The sequence below is a fragment of the Streptomyces sp. AK010 genome (assembly GCF_014207295.1).
GTDB lineage: Bacteria > Actinomycetota > Actinomycetes > Streptomycetales > Streptomycetaceae > Streptomyces > Streptomyces massasporeus.
In genome coordinates this window covers 488141-502292 of sequence record NZ_JACHCX010000002.1, presented here as the reverse complement: position 1 = coordinate 502292, position 14152 = coordinate 488141, and the positions used below count along the sequence as shown (strand labels likewise).

Sequence of the window (14152 nt, the reverse complement as noted above, 5' to 3'; positions counted from 1 at the left end):
TCTCCAGCGTACGACGATGCGCGTCCGCGCGGCGGGCCTGTGGACAACGCCCCGTTCCCCCCGGAGCGAACACCCGTTCCCCTCGGGGCCGGCTCCTGGGAAGCGCCGGCTGAAAGCAAAGCCACCCGGAGGCTGAACCGCCGCCCCGGAGGCTGAAAGCAAGGCCGCCCCGGAGGCGATGCCTCCGGGGCGGTCCCATCCTCCGCAACCCCCGTGTGCGGTGGTTCTCGCGCGACGTCCGGCTACTCCGTCGCGATCGCGTTCAGGACGTTCATCCGGCCCGCCCGGAACGCCGGGATCAGTGCGGCGAACAGGCCCACGAACGCCGAGCCGATGAAGACGCCGATGATCGTCGGCCAGGGGATGTCCAGGACCCCAAGGCCCTCCAGGGCGAGCAGCTGCTGCGCCGTGGCGCCCCAGCCCATGCCCAGCCCGAGGCCCAGCAGGGCACCGAAGAGGGCGATGACGACCGACTCCATGCGGATCATGCGGCGCAGCTGGCGGCGCGAGAGGCCGATGGCCCGCATCAGGCCGATCTCCCGAGTGCGCTCCACCACCGACAGGGCCAGCGTGTTCACCACACCCAGGATGGCGACGATGATCGCCAGGGCCAGCAGGCCGTAGATCATGTTGAGCAGCTGGCCGATCTGGTCCTTCAGGGCGTCCTTGTAGTCGGTCTGGTCGCGCACGATGTACTGCGGGTAGTCGTGCAGCGCCGACTTCAGGGACTTGTAGGCGGCGTCCTGCCGCCCGTCCTTGGCGCTGGCGAAGACCAGCGAGTCCAGCGGCATCTTGTCGGCCGGGACGTACTTGGCCATCGTCGAGATGGACGTGTACATCGAGCCCGCGTCGATCACGACGTCGCTGCTGGTGATCGCCCGGACCGTCAGGCCGGCCGCGGAGCCGTCCTTGAAGGCTACCTTGATCTTGGACCCGAGGGTGATGCCGTGGTCCTTGGCGAACTGCTCGTGGACCGACATCGAGTCGGGCCTGTAGGCGTCGGGGAGCTTGCCGGCGACGGTTTCGGTGCGCAGGTCGGTCGCGTACGACGGGTCGGCCGCGGTGATCGACGTGTCCTTGAGCGTCTTGCCGTCGGGAGTGGTGAAGTCGGCCTTGCCCAGCTTGTACTCGGTGACCCGCTCGACGTCCGGCGCCGACTTGGCGGCCTTGACGGCCTGCGGGGTGATCAGCTGGCCGCGGTCGGACTGGATGATGAAGTCCGTGCCGACGGTCTTGTCGAGCTGGTCGGTGGCGGACGCCACCATGGACGAGCCGACGACGGACAGGCACGCCACGAGGGCGAGGCCGATCATCAGCGCGGCTCCGGTCGCGCCGGTGCGGCGCGGGTTGCGCAGGGCGTTGCGCTCGGCCATGCGGCCCACGGGGCCGAACATCCGCAGCAGGACGGCACCGAGGACGCGAACCACCGCGCCGGCGAGCAGGGGGCCGATGACGACGAAGCCGATCAGCGACAGCACGATGCCGAGGCCGAGCCACATGGAGCCGTCCTTGGCCTTGTCGGCCTCCGCGCCGAGGTAGAGGGCGAAGCCGCCGGTCCCGGTGAGGACCGTGCCGATCGCGGCGCGGATCCAGCCGGCCTTGGCGTCCGCGGGGGCTCCCGCGTCGCGCAGGGCGGCCATCGGGGAGATCTTGCCGGCGCGCCGAGCGGGCAGGTAGGCGGCCAGGACGGTGACGATCACGCCGAGGACGAGGCCGACCACCGGGGTCGTCCAGGCCACCGTGAGGTCGTCGGTGGACAGTTCCATGCCCATCTGGCCCATGACCTTCATCAGGCCGATGGCGAGGCCGACGCCCGCGCCGACGCCGAGCACCGAGCCGACGACGCCGAGCAGCAGCGCCTCGACCAGCACGGAGCGGTTGACCTGCTTGCGGGAGGACCCGATGGCCCGCATCAGGCCGATCTCCCGGGTGCGCTGGGCGACCAGCATGGAGAAGGTGTTGATGATCAGGAAGATGCCGACGAGGAAGGCAATCCCGGCGAAGCCGAGCATCGCGTACTTCATGACGTTCATGAAGCCCTCGACGTCCTTCTGGTTGGCGTCGGCGGTCTCCTTGGCCGTCTTCACCTGATAGCCGCCGCCGAGTTCGGCGGTGACGTTCTTCTTCAGCCGCGCGTCGCTGACGCCGGCGGCCGCGGTGACGTTGACGTTGGTGTAGACGTCGCTCTCGCCGACCAGGGTCCGCTGGGCGGTCCTGGTGTCGAGGTAGAAGATCGCGGCGCCGGGGTTGGTGACGGTGAAGTCGGCGATGCCGGAGATCTTCGTGCTGTGGGTGCCGATGGCGCTGATCACGCCGATCTCGTCACCGAGCCTCAGGTCGTGCTTGCCGGCGGTGCCGGCGTCGACCATGATCTGCTCGGGGCCCTTGGGCGCCACACCGGAGGTGATCTTCATGGTGCGGGCGTCGTTGCCGTTCCAGCTGCCCACGATGGTCGGGGCGCCGCTGGAGGGCGACAGGTTCTTCTTGTCGCCGTCGACGACCGTCACCGAGGTGGAGAACACCGTTCCCTCGGCGGACCTCACGCCCTGCGCCTTGCGGACCTCACCGAGCACGGAGGCCGGCATGACCGGCGGCTTGCCGTTGCCGGCGGTGGTCTCGCCGCTGTCGGAGGCGCCCTTGGCGCTCACCGTCACGTCGGAGGAGGTGGCCGCGAAGAGCTTGTCGAACGTGGTCGACATGGTGTCCGTGAAGACGAGCGTGCCGCAGACGAAGGCGACCGACAGCAGGACGGCGATCGCGGAGAGCGCCATCCGCCCCTTGTGCGCGAGGAAGTTGCGCATCGAGGTCTTCATGACGGTCATGACGTGCGCCCCCGGGCGTCGAAGTCCTTCATGCGGTCGAGGACGGCCTCCGCGGTCGGCTTGTACATCTCGTCGACGATGCGGCCGTCGGCGAGGTACAGCACCCGGTCCGCGTAACTGGCGGCCACCGGGTCGTGGGTGACCATCACGATCGTCTGGCCCAGCTCGTCGACGGACCGGCGCAGGAAGCCGAGGACCTCGGCGCCGGCACGGGAGTCGAGGTTTCCGGTCGGCTCGTCCCCGAAGATGATCTCAGGCCGGGCCGCGAGGGCCCGCGCCACGGCGACGCGCTGCTGCTGGCCGCCGGACAGCTGGGTGGGGCGGTGCTTGAGGCGGTCGGCGAGCCCGACGGTCTCCACGACCCGCGTCAGCCACTCCTTGTCCGGCTTGCGGCCCGCGATGTCCATGGGCAGCGTGATGTTCTCGATCGCGTTGAGCGTCGGCAGCAGGTTGAACGCCTGGAAGATGAACCCGATCCGGTCCCGGCGCAGTTGCGTGAGCTTCTTGTCCTTCAGACCGGTGATCTCGGTCTCGTCGAGGTAGATCTGGCCGTCCGTCACAGTGTCGAGTCCGGCGAGGCAGTGCATGAGCGTGGACTTGCCGGACCCCGAGGGGCCCATGATCGCGGTGAACTGGCCGCGTGCGATGTCCACGTCGACGTGGTCGAGGGCGACGATCCGGGTCTCACCGGATCCGTACGCCTTCACGACCTGCCGCGCCCGCGCGGCAACGGCCGTACGCCCTCCAGTACCCCCGTGCCTGGGAATGGTCACAGCCGAAGTCACGGTATGTCTCCTATATCGGTCAGCAGATGGTGAAGGCGGTCGCCCGGTCGACAGCCGCTGTGCGCGGTGGCGGACCAGGAGTCCGTTCGTCGCGTTGTCAGTCTCGCGGCGGGGAGGGGTCCCGCGCCCTGGTGTTCAGCGCAGTCTTCTGCTGTGGAAAACCCCACCCCCGCCGGTGTGCCAGCCGCCCCCCGGCGGCGTAAAGCCAGGTTAAGGACGAGCCCCCGCCCGTCTCGTCCTCCGCCGGTACGAACCCTCCCCAGGTCGTAGTACGGAGGTACCCCTAGGGGCAGTCCACCGCAGGGTGGAGGCGGACTCAGGGTTCGCTCCACCCGCCGGCCCAGTCAGGCTCCACCCTCCCGCTGCGTCAGGGTCAAGTGGGAAGCTGTCCACGGCAGATAGGTGCAAGGGGCAGGCATACGACGGGACCCGTGGCGCGGGCGCGGCCGGGGCCAGGGGGAGACACCGGCATGGGCAGCACCGGTTCCGCGGCACGAGAGGCCGCACGTCCCGCCACGACCGGCCGGCGCGGTGCCGTCGTCGCGGCGCTGATGCTCTCGATGGCGCTGGCGGCGCTCGACGCGACCATCGTCTCGACGGCCGTCCCGCAGATCGTCGGGGACCTCGGCGGTTTCTCCGTCTTCTCCTGGCTGTTCTCCGGCTATCTGCTGGCGGTGACCGTCACCCTGCCCGTGTACGGCAAGCTCTCCGACACCTTCGGCCGCAAACCGGTCCTCATAGCCGGGTCGGTGGTCTTCCTGCTCGGGTCCCTGCTGTGCGCGGTGGCCTGGAACATGGGGGCGCTCATCGCCTTCCGCATCGTGCAGGGCCTGGGCGGCGGCGCGCTCCAGGGCACGGTGCAGACCCTCGCCGCCGACCTGTACCCGCTGAAGGACCGTCCCAAGATCCAGTCGAAGCTGTCGACGGTGTGGGCGGTGTCCGCGGTCGCCGGCCCGGGCCTCGGCGGAGTGCTCGCCGCGTACGGGGACTGGCGATGGATCTTCCTGATCAACCTTCCGATCGGCGCGGTCGCGCTGTGGCTGATCGTCCGTCACCTCCACGAGCCGGAACGGGAGGCCACCGTCCACGCGCGCGTGGACTCGGCGGGCGCGCTGGCGGTGTTCGCCTGCGGCGGCGTTCTGCTCACGGCCCTGGTGCAGGGCGGGGTGGCGTGGCCGTGGCTGTCGGCGCCCTCACTGGCGTTGTTCGGTGCGGGGCTCGCCCTGGTCGCGGTCGTGGTGCTGGTGGAACGCCGGGCGGCGGAGCCGATCATCCCGGGCTGGGTGTGGCGGCGGCGTACGATCGCCGCGGTCAATCTGGCCCTGGGCGCGCTGGGCCTGCTGATGGTCGCGCCGTCGGTCTTCCTGCCCACCTACGCCCAGTCGGTGCTGGGCCTCGCACCCGTGGCCGCCGGATTCGTGCTGTCCGTCTGGACGTTGAGCTGGCCCGTGTCGGCGGCACTGAGCCAGCACGTGTACCGCAGGATCGGCTTCCGCAACACGGCGATGCTGGGCATCGGCACGGCCGCCCTGATCCTGTTCGCGTTCCCCTTCCTGCCCTATCCCGGGCAGGCGTGGCAGCCGACGCTGCTGATGCTGCTGCTGGGCGCCGCGCTGGGCCTGTTCCAGCTGCCGCTCATCGTCGGTGTGCAGTCGACGGTGGGATGGGCGGAGCGCGGTACGACGACCGCGTCCGTGCTGTTCTGCCGCCAGACCGGCCAGACGATCGGCGCCGCGGTGTTCGGCGCGGTCGCCAACGGGGTGCTGGCCGCCAGGCTCGGCGGAGCGGGCGACCTGGACTCGGTGACGCGGGCGCTCGATTCGGGCACGGCGCCGGAGGCGACCCGGCGCGCGATCGCCGACGCGGTGCACGCGGTCTACCTCGGCGCGGCGGGGGCGGCGGCCCTGGCGTTCCTGGTGTTGCTGTTCCTGACGCCCCGGAAATTCCCGGTGCTCAAGGACTGAGCATCCGTATCCTCACGCCCATGGTGACCCTGGAACCCCTGCGGGCTGATCACGCGGACGCGCTGCTGGCGTTCGAGCGGGAGAACCGGGCGTACTTCGCGCGTACGGTGCCGGACCGCGGGGACGCCTTCTTCACGCCGGCCGGGTTCGCCGCCCGCCTCCAGGCGCTCCTCGAGGAGCAGCACGCGCGCGTGTGCCGCTTCCATGTCGTCCTCGGGGAGGACCGCGAGCTGATCGGCCGGGTGAACCTGATGGAACTGGCGGACGGCAGCGCCGAACTCGGCTACCGCGTCGGCGAACAGGCCGCGGGCCGGGGCGTGGCGACGGCGGCCGTCGCGCAGGTGTGCCGGCTGGCGGCGACCGACTACGGCCTGACGTCCCTCACCGCGCGCACGACCCTCGACAACCCGGCGTCCATGAGGGTCCTGACCCGCAACGGCTTCACGTGGGTGGAGAACATCACGGTGGGTGGACAACCGGGGGTCCGCTACGTGCGCCGGTCCCTCGACGCCTCCCCCGACAGCCCTTAGGGCACCCCTAGGGCGCGACCCCGACCCCTTTCCGGGTCCGCACACTCTTTCGGGTGACGCGGAGTGACGGGCCGTGCGTGTCTGCTGGTGGCATGGACTTCAACAGGCGCACGACGATGGCGGCGAGGCTCGGGGCGGTGGCGGGCAGCAAGCGGCGGCACCGCCCGGGCGCCCGCACCCACACCCGCACCCGCACCCGCACCCGCATGACCGTCGACGTCTACCACTTCGGCGACACCGCACGCAGGGTGACCGTCGCCGCACGGCCGGTGGGTGGCGGGTGGACCGTGCGGGCGGAGCAGGAGACACGCATACGCGTGCCAACCGGGGGCCGGCTCGGTGTCAACTCCACACTTCTCGCGAGCAGTTCGGTCGCGCGTCGGACCGACCGGCGGCCGGCCTTCCGGGCGACGCTCGACGACCGCTCCGAAGTACCGGCGTCCGTGGCACCCATCCACCTCGGGTGACACGCCGTGACCTGCGAAGAATCCGAGTCGCCACGGATAACACCCGAGGTCGGAAAGGTAAGCGCATACCGACCGATCAGTTTGCCGAAACCCTCGCGCTGGCCCCCTACTCCGAAGTAGCGTGCGTGGCTCCCGCCCCCCACCTCCCTGCGGCCCGCCGCACCGGATCCAACCCTCGCAAGGAGAACCGGGATGTCCTACGACCCGTCCCCGTCCTACCCGTACCGACCACCCGATCCACCCCAGCCCTACGACCCGTACACGTACGACACCTACCCCTGGGCACCGCAGGAGGCGCCCGAACCGGCCGGACGACGTCCCCAGCGCCACACCGCGCTCGGGCACCACAGCGACCTCCGTGTCCTGCGCAGCGCCTACCGCTGGCAGCGACGCGTGGCCACGCTCACGGCGCTCGGCTACTTCGTCCTGTTCCTGATCCTGTCGGCGTTCGCGCCGGCGTTCATGACGAGCACCGTCACCGACGGACTGCCCACCGGCCTGCTGCTCGCGCTCATCCAGGTCCCCGTGACCTGGCTGGCGATCGCCCTGTACGAGCAGACGGCCCGCCGCCGCGTCGACCCGATCGCGGACCGGATACGCAAGCACGCCGAGCTGGACGCGAAGCGAGAGGGGACACGGTGAACACCGACTTCAGCGGCAACGCCCAGGCCATGTCCCTGGTCGGCTTCTCCGCCGTCGCCACGATCACGCTGCTGCTGTGCGTGATGACGGGCCCGGACCGGGACGACCTGGACGAGTTCTACACCGGCTACAGCTCCCTGTCCCCCATGCGCAACGGCCTGGCCATCGCGGGCGACTACATCTCCGCCGCGACCGTCCTCGGCACCGGCGGCGTCATCGCGCTGTTCGGCTACGACGGGATCGTCCTGGCCCTGAGCACGGCGCTGTCGCTGATGCTGCTGATGTTCCTGCTGGCCGAACCCCTTCGGAACGCCGGCCGGTTCACCATGGGCGACGCGCTGACCCGCCGGATGCCGGGACGCGGTGTCCGCATCGCGGCCTGCGCGGTGACCCTTGCGGCGCTGCTGCCCCTGATGCTGGTCCAGCTGGCGGGGACCGGGCAGTTGATGGCGTTCATCCTCGGCTTCTCCGGCGAGTCACTGCAGACCGGCTGCATCATCGGCGTGGGCGCGCTGATGATCAGCTACGCGGCGATCGGCGGCATGAAGGGCACCGCCCTCATCCAGATCCTGAAGATCGTGATGCTGCTCGGCTCCGGCATGGTGGTCGCGGTACTGATCCTCAACCGGTTCGACTGGGACCCGGGAGCCCTGTTCGACGCGGCCGCCCAGAACAGCGGCGTGGGCTCGTCGTTCCTCTCCTCGGGCCTGCAGTTCTCCGGCGGTCCCAGCCCCGACCTGGACATGATCACCGCGCAGCTGACGGTGGTCCTCGGCGGTGGCGTCCTGCCGCACGTCACCATGCGCATGTACACGGCCTCCAGTGCCCGGCAGGTGCGGCGCTCGATGTCCTGGGCGGTGTCGGGCGTGGCCCTGTTCGTGCTCGTCATCACGGTCGTCGGCTTCGGCGCGACCGCGCTGGTCGGGCGGGAACTGATCGCGCAGGTCGACCCGCAGGGCAACACGGCGTATCTGCTGGGATCAAAGGCGGCATTCGGCGCGGACGTGTCGTCGGCGGAGACGTTCCTGTTCACGACCGTCACCACGGCGGTCTTCCTCACGCTGCTCGCCTCCGTCGCCGGCATGATCCTGGCCTGCGCCAACTCCCTCGCGCACGACGTGTTCGCGGCGCGGGTGCAGGAGATGTCGCCGCGGCGGGAGATGACCGTGGCGCGGCTGTCGGCACTGGCCGTGGGCGTCCCCGCGATCCTCCTGGCCACCCAGGTCCAGCACCGCAGCCTGCAATGGCTGGTGACGCTGTCCTTCTGCCTGGGCGCCTCGGCCATCGCGCCCGCGCTGGTCTACAGCCTGTTCTGGCGCCGCTACACGCAAACGGGCCTGCTCAGCACACTCATCGGCGGCTCCCTCGCGGTCCTGTTGCTGATGCCGGGCACCAACCTGGTCTCCGGCTCACCCGTCTCGGCCTTCCCCGAGGCCGACTTCAACTGGTTCCCGTTCACCACCACGGGCCTGCTCTCCATACCCCTGGGCTTCGCCTGCGGCTGGCTGGGCACGATGGCCTCCGGCCACCGGAAGTCGGAGGAACAGCGCCACCAGTACGAGGCGGTGGAGGGCTGGATCCTGGCGGGCGCGGCCCGCAGGGACCAGTGACGCGGGCGGCACGGCAGCCGGGGACGGCTCGCCGTGCCGCCGGGTGGACGGAGAGCCCGACCGGCACACCGGGCCGGGCTCGTCAGCGGCTGACGGCTGGCGGTTGGCCGGCTCTATGGCGACTGGCCGCTGGCGGTTGGTTTCTGGCTCGCTCTATGGCTACTGTCGGCCGGCCGCTGACTGGCGGCTGCTTGCCACTCACTGCCTGATCCTGGCTGCCAGCTGCCGCCTGCCGGCAGCTGGTTGCCGCCCTCTGGCTGTCGGGCCCTGGCTGCCGGCTGCGGACTGCATGCTGCCGGCCCGGCCCCCAGCCCCCAGCCCCCAGCCCCCAGCCCCCGGAACGAACTCCGCAGCACATGGGGCCGGACGACTACGGGGTCGGTCACCACTCCCGACAGCCTGGGCGGCGGCGGCCCCACAGGGGGCCGCCGCCCGTCTCATTCCGCCGCCACCCGCCCCGCCCAAGCCGTCAGGCTGGAGTGGACGCGGTCGATGTGGGAGCGGGCGTCGTCTCGTTGCTCGGCGTGTTCGCCGAGGATCCGGTCCGTCTCCTCCGCCACGGTCTCGGCGTGCTCGCGGGCCTGGGCGACCAGCTCCGCCGCATGGGCGTGGGCCTCCTCCTCCAGGTCGCGGGCGGAGTCCTCTGCGTCGGCGAAGGCGTGCTCGGCGTCGGACAGTGCTTCCTCGGCGCGCGACATGGCCTCCTCGTCGTGCGCGTCCGACGCGGCCTCGCGGGCGGCCTCCTCCCGCTCCGCCCGCGCCCACCGTTCGGCGTGCTCCTTGGCCTGCTCGGCCAGCATCCCGGAGGTGCGCCGGCGCATCTCCCGCAGCGCGGCCACCGCCTCGCCCCGTTCTTCCTCCGCCTCACGCCCTGCCACGCCCCGGATCTCGCCGGCCTCGGCGTGTGCGGCGAGCAGCCGCTGGCGAGCGCGTTCGTCGCCGTCGGCGCGTACGGCATCGGCGTGCGCCTGGGCGGACCCGCGCACGCCGGCCGCGGTCGACCGCGCCGAGTCCACGCGTTGCCGCGCTTCCCGCAGCGCTTCCTCCCGCACGGCAGCGGCCTCCTGCTCGCCGAGTTCGAAGAGGTGCCGTGCACGCTCCCCGAGCGTCTCGTAGGTGTGCGGGGCCAGCCGGGCCACGGCCTCGCGCAGCCGCTCCAGTTCCTCGTCCATCCGCCGGGCGAGCACCGTCAGGCGGGCCGCTCTCTCCCAGGCCGCGTCCCGGTCCGCGGAGAGGTTCTCGGCGTACGCGTCGACCTGCTCGGGACGGTAGCCGCGCCCCCGCACGGCCGGGAAGCCGTGCGGTGACGCCGTCGCGCTGCTCATCCGGGCCCCTCTCCACCACACCGATGCGCAGGCAAGCGCACCGATGCGAAGTCGCGCTAGAAATGCGATGATTTCGCGCACATCTTGGTGGATCAGACGGAAGTGTTCATAACGCGACACTCCGCACAGAGGTCACGGGTCCACGGCCTGTACGGCCGTCAGCCCCAAGTGGTGCCCGCGGGCTCCTGGATGGTCGTGTTGATGCGGTTGAACATGTTGGTGACCGAGACGGTGAGGATCAGGGCGGAGAGTTCCTTCTCGTCGAAGTGGTCGGCCACCTCGTCCCACAGCGCGTCCGGCACCGACTCCCCCGAGAGGTCGGAAAGCCGCGGCATCGCCTCCGTCAGCTTCAGCGCGGCGCGCTCGGCGTCCGAGAAGACGGGCGCGTGCCGCCAGGCGGCGACGGCCGCGATGCGCTCCTCGCTCGCCCCGGCCTTGCGGAGGTTGGCCACGTGTCCGTGCACACAAGCCCCGCAGCCGTTGGTCTGGCTGGCGCGCAGCCCGACGATCTCCGCCACGTCCGGTGCCAGGCCGCCCTCCCCGATCGCCTGGAAGAGGGTGCCGATGCCCTTCATCGCGCCGGAAAGGACGTACGCCGGGTTCGTCATCCGTGCCTGCATGATCTCTGCCTCCTGTGTCGGCGGTGCGTCGTGCGTCGCTGTCATTGCACTGACGGAACGTCGGAGAGAGATGTGACAGGCCGGCGCGAAGAATCTTCGGCACGGGCGTGAAAAGAGCCGGGCCCGGTCGTACGAGCGACCGAACCCGGCTCCTTGTGGCACATCAGCGGCGAGCCGTCACAGCAGTCCGTCCCACATCTGCTCCAGCAGCACCGACCACCAGCTCTCCGGCGACCCCAGTGCCGCCGGGTCGAGCGCGGCCAACTGGGCCTGGAAGTCGACGGTCCAGCGGCCCGCCTGCTCCTGGTTCAGCCCGAACCGCAACCGCCACATCCGCCCGAGCAGCGCCAGGCAGCGCACGAACTCCGGCAGCCCGGTGTTCACGAACTGCGGCGGCACGGGCGCTCCGCCCGGCCCCGCCTCCACCGGCACGGCGACGATGTTCGCCGTGCCGTACTGCACGCAGATCGCCTTGCCGAAGTCGCTGCCCATCACCAGGTAGGAACCGGCGTCCGAGGCCGGCTGCACCCCGCGCTCGGCCGCCAGCTCCGCCAGTGTCGGAACGGGCCGGCCGGGCTGCGCCTGCGCCCAGAAGAACGGACCCATGTCCATCGGCAGTCCGGCCGCCACCAGCGTGTGCGCCACCACCGGCGGCACACCCTGCCGCGACACGGCGGCATGCTCGAACCGGAACACCCCCGGCCCGAACGCGGCCCCCAGCTCCTGCCCGATGGCCTCCGGCGGGATCGGCGGCGCCATCTGCACCGGCGGCAGCGGAGCGCGCACCGGCGCAGGGCGCGCCGGGCCGTCCGCCACCTGGTGCAACTCGCCCTGGTGGGCCAGCAACTGCTGCATGCCCTGCTGCCGGCTCGCATGGTCCGTGCCGTACGGCGCGATGCTCGTGATGCGCGCCTGCGGCCACTGCTCCCGGATCATCCGCGCGCAGTACGCACCCGGCAGCTCGCACGACTCCAGCTCGGTGTGCAGCTCCAGCACCTGGTCCGGGGGCACGTTCATGGCCCGCAGCTCGTGGAAGATCTGCCACTCCGGGTGCGGCGTACCCGGCGCGGAACGCCGGATCAGCTGCTGCTCGGAACCGTCCTGCGCGCGGTAGCGCAGCACGGCCTGATAGCCGGGCCCGACCGTCGGCTGCCCGGTCGGCTGCTGCGGATAGCCGTACGCGGGCGGCTGCCCGGGGACGGGCTGGCCGGGCGGCGGCATCGCACCCGGGGGCATCGCGCCCGGCGGCATCGCGCCCAGCGGCATACCGGGCGGCATCGCCCCTGGCATACCCGGCGGCATCGGCTGCGCACCGGGCGTGCCAGGGGCGCCCGGTGCGGCACCCGGGGCGGCGGGGGGTGCGCCGGGAGCCTGCGGCGGCGGAGGCACGCCGGGACCGCCCGCCGGGGGCGCGGCCAGCATGGTCTCCGCATGGTGCACGGGACCCGGACCACCGGGAGCACCAGGGGCACCGGGCGCACCCGGAGGCTGCGGCGCACCGGGCGGGCCGGGCGGGTGGGGAGCACGTGGCGGGTTCGGCATCCCCGGGGGCTGAGGGGCACCCGGAGCACCGGGCGCTCCAGGAGGAGCCGGAGGCTGCGGCTCCCCCGGGCCCATCCGGCCCGGGTCGGCGAGCATCGTGGCAGCGTGGTGGACACCGCCGGGCGGCGTACCACCCGGAGCACCCGGAGGCCGCGGCGCACCGGGAGGACCGGGCGGGTTCGGCGCGCCGGGAGGACCGGGCGGGTTCGGCGCGCCGGGAGGACCGGACGGGTTCGGCGCGCCGGGAGGACCGGACGGGTTCGGCGCGCCGGGAGGACCGGACGGGTTCGGCGCGCCCGGAGCACCGGGAGCCCCCGGCGGCGGCAGCGGCGTGCCCGTCCCCGAAGAGCCCCCGGATCCGGGTCCACCCGGCCCGTCAGGCCCGAGCGCCGACACCATCTGCGTGGGCACGTAGCCGCCCGCGGGAGTGCCCGGCGCCCCGGGCCCGGACGGCGGAGGCGTGCTGCCCGGCTGAACACCGGGCCTCCCCGGGGCACCCGGAGGAGGCGGAGTGGACGGACCCGTACCCCGTCGCCCGGGCGGCGGAGCGGCCTTGCTGGTCGCGGCGTCGGCGATGTCCCCGGCGTTCGGAGCGGCCCCCGGCCCGGCGGCCGGCGGAGGCGTACTCCCCCGCGGGGCCTGCGGATACCCGTACGGCTGCCCGCCGGGCACGGGCGCAGGCGTGCTGCCCCGCGGCACACCACCGGGCGGCGTCCCCGGCGCACCACCGGACGGCATCCCCGGCACACCAGCAGGAGGCGTCCCCGGAACACCCTGAGCACCCCCCGGGCCTGCCGGACAGCCGTACCCGGGACCACCGGGCGCGGGCGCGGACGCCGCCCCCGGCCCCTGCGCGTTCGGGTCGTCGACCGCCGGCGACAGCGCCGTGGGCGGCAGCTGACTGCCACCCGACATCAAAGTCGTCTTGGCCTCGGGCGTGGCCGAGGGCGGCGCGGAGTCGCTGTCGGCCCCGCTCAGCGGCGGCGCGAAAACCGTCGCCGGCAGCGGCACGGAACGATCGTCACCAGCGTCCGCGTTGGTGTCCGTGCCGGCCCAGGGCGTCGCCCCCGCAGGCACGGACGGTGCCGCCGGAGCCCCGGAAGCACCCGCGTCGGCGCCGGAGTCACCGCCCCCGGCCGCCGGCCACGAGGCACCACTGCCCGGCGCGGCCGGCGCCCCCCGCGCGGGAGTCGCCGAACCGGAAACAGGACCGGAACCAGAACCGGAACCAGGCCCGGAACCAGAACCGGAAACAGCGCCGGAGCCAGGACCGGAGCCGGAACCAGGCCCGGAGCCGGAACCAGGACCGGAGCCAGAACCAGGACCGGAGCCGGAACCAGGACCGGAGCCAGAACCAGGACCGGAGCCGGAACCAGGCCCGGAACCAGAGCCGGAATCCGATTCCCCAGCGGCAGAAGCCGCCTGCTCCCCGGCTCCAGCCCCCGCACCCCGCCGATCCGGAATCCCCAGCTTGTCCGCCGCATCCTGCAACCACTCCGGCGGAGTCAGCAGGAACGACGTCTGATTCAGATCCACCCGAGGGGCAGGCGCCGCCGATGCCGGCTCGTCCACCTCGTCCGGACGGCCGTACTCCTCCTCGTACCGGCGGATCACCTCACCCACCGGCAGCCCGGGCCACAACGTCGCCTCGCCACTGTCCCGCGCGATCACCAGCCGCTGCGCACCACCGTCCGACCGCGGCCCGTCCACCCGGTCCTCGGCCCACACCACGAACCCGAGATCGAACTCCCGCACCCGCACCTCACGATGCTGGTACGACGCCAGATCCCCGTTGATCCACTCTTCCGCGCGCTCCTGCGCCTGCGCGAAGGTCACCATCGCCGA

10 protein-coding genes are annotated in these 14152 nt (G+C 72.1%); 5 read left to right on the top strand and 5 right to left on the bottom strand.

Annotated elements, in window-relative coordinates:
* Positions 1-242: 242 nt before the first annotated feature.
* Together HDC93_RS05620 and HDC93_RS05615 are read right to left on the bottom strand one after the other, a co-directional pair.
* Positions 243-2822 (bottom strand): ABC transporter permease, encoded by a 2580-nt coding sequence (locus tag HDC93_RS05620; protein ID WP_185007735.1) that lies wholly within the window; start codon positions 2820-2822, stop codon positions 243-245.
* The gene (locus tag HDC93_RS05615; protein WP_185007734.1) at positions 2819-3607 is read right to left on the bottom strand and encodes an ABC transporter ATP-binding protein; all 789 of its coding nucleotides are present in this window, start codon (positions 3605-3607) and stop codon (positions 2819-2821) included. The genes HDC93_RS05620 and HDC93_RS05615 overlap by 4 nt, the downstream gene beginning before the upstream one ends.
* A 470-nt stretch (positions 3608-4077) precedes the next feature.
* Here HDC93_RS05615 and HDC93_RS05610 point away from each other — a divergent pair, with 470 nt between their 5' ends.
* The 5 genes from HDC93_RS05610 (at position 4078) to HDC93_RS05590 (ending at position 8820) form a co-directional block, all read left to right on the top strand.
* Positions 4078-5571: an MFS transporter gene (locus tag HDC93_RS05610; RefSeq protein ID WP_185007732.1), complete on the top strand. Its 1494-nt coding sequence runs from the start codon at positions 4078-4080 to the stop codon at positions 5569-5571.
* Between the two features lie 20 nt (positions 5572-5591).
* Positions 5592-6101, top strand: coding sequence for a GNAT family N-acetyltransferase (locus HDC93_RS05605; protein WP_185007730.1), 510 nt, complete (start codon positions 5592-5594; stop codon positions 6099-6101).
* A 92-nt stretch (positions 6102-6193) separates the two neighbouring features.
* Positions 6194-6568 carry a hypothetical protein gene (locus tag HDC93_RS05600; RefSeq protein ID WP_185007728.1) on the top strand — a complete coding sequence of 125 codons (375 nt, stop codon included), beginning with the start codon at positions 6194-6196 and terminating at the stop codon, positions 6566-6568.
* 192 nt (positions 6569-6760) lie between these two features.
* Positions 6761-7210, top strand: a complete 450-nt coding sequence (locus HDC93_RS05595) for a DUF485 domain-containing protein (protein WP_185007726.1) — start codon at positions 6761-6763, stop codon at positions 7208-7210.
* A 29-nt stretch (positions 7211-7239) separates the two neighbouring features.
* Positions 7240-8820, top strand: a complete 1581-nt coding sequence (locus tag HDC93_RS05590; RefSeq protein WP_221516325.1) for a cation acetate symporter — start codon at positions 7240-7242, stop codon at positions 8818-8820.
* Positions 8821-9257: 437 nt separating this feature from the next.
* Here the strand turns inward: HDC93_RS05590 and HDC93_RS05585 are convergent, their stop codons facing one another.
* The 3 genes from HDC93_RS05585 to HDC93_RS05575 all read right to left on the bottom strand — a co-directional run bounded on the left by HDC93_RS05585 (position 9258) and on the right by HDC93_RS05575 (position 14146).
* Complete coding sequence (locus tag HDC93_RS05585; protein ID WP_185007722.1) at positions 9258-10145, bottom strand: cellulose-binding protein; 888 nt, start codon at positions 10143-10145, stop codon at positions 9258-9260.
* A gap of 158 nt (positions 10146-10303) precedes the next feature.
* A complete protein-coding gene (locus HDC93_RS05580; RefSeq protein WP_185007961.1) occupies positions 10304-10765 on the bottom strand; it encodes a carboxymuconolactone decarboxylase family protein in 462 nt (153 codons plus the stop codon).
* Positions 10766-10942: 177 nt separating this feature from the next.
* A complete protein-coding gene (locus HDC93_RS05575; RefSeq protein ID WP_185007721.1) occupies positions 10943-14146 on the bottom strand; it encodes an SUKH-4 family immunity protein in 3204 nt (1067 codons plus the stop codon).
* Positions 14147-14152: the final 6 nt, after the last annotated feature.

Coding starts and splice junctions, on each gene's coding strand:
- HDC93_RS05620 (WP_185007735.1), bottom strand. CDS start 2,822: ATGACCGTCATGAAGACCTCGATGCGCAACTTCCTCGCGCACAAGGGG.
- HDC93_RS05610 (WP_185007732.1), top strand. CDS start 4,078: ATGGGCAGCACCGGTTCCGCGGCACGAGAGGCCGCACGTCCCGCCACG.
- HDC93_RS05605 (WP_185007730.1), top strand. CDS start 5,592: ATGGTGACCCTGGAACCCCTGCGGGCTGATCACGCGGACGCGCTGCTG.
- HDC93_RS05600 (WP_185007728.1), top strand. CDS start 6,194: ATGGACTTCAACAGGCGCACGACGATGGCGGCGAGGCTCGGGGCGGTG.
- HDC93_RS05595 (WP_185007726.1), top strand. CDS start 6,761: ATGTCCTACGACCCGTCCCCGTCCTACCCGTACCGACCACCCGATCCA.
- HDC93_RS05590 (WP_221516325.1), top strand. CDS start 7,240: ATGTCCCTGGTCGGCTTCTCCGCCGTCGCCACGATCACGCTGCTGCTG.
- HDC93_RS05585 (WP_185007722.1), bottom strand. CDS start 10,145: ATGAGCAGCGCGACGGCGTCACCGCACGGCTTCCCGGCCGTGCGGGGG.
- HDC93_RS05580 (WP_185007961.1), bottom strand. CDS start 10,765: ATGCAGGCACGGATGACGAACCCGGCGTACGTCCTTTCCGGCGCGATG.
- HDC93_RS05575 (WP_185007721.1), bottom strand. CDS start 14,146: ATGGTGACCTTCGCGCAGGCGCAGGAGCGCGCGGAAGAGTGGATCAAC.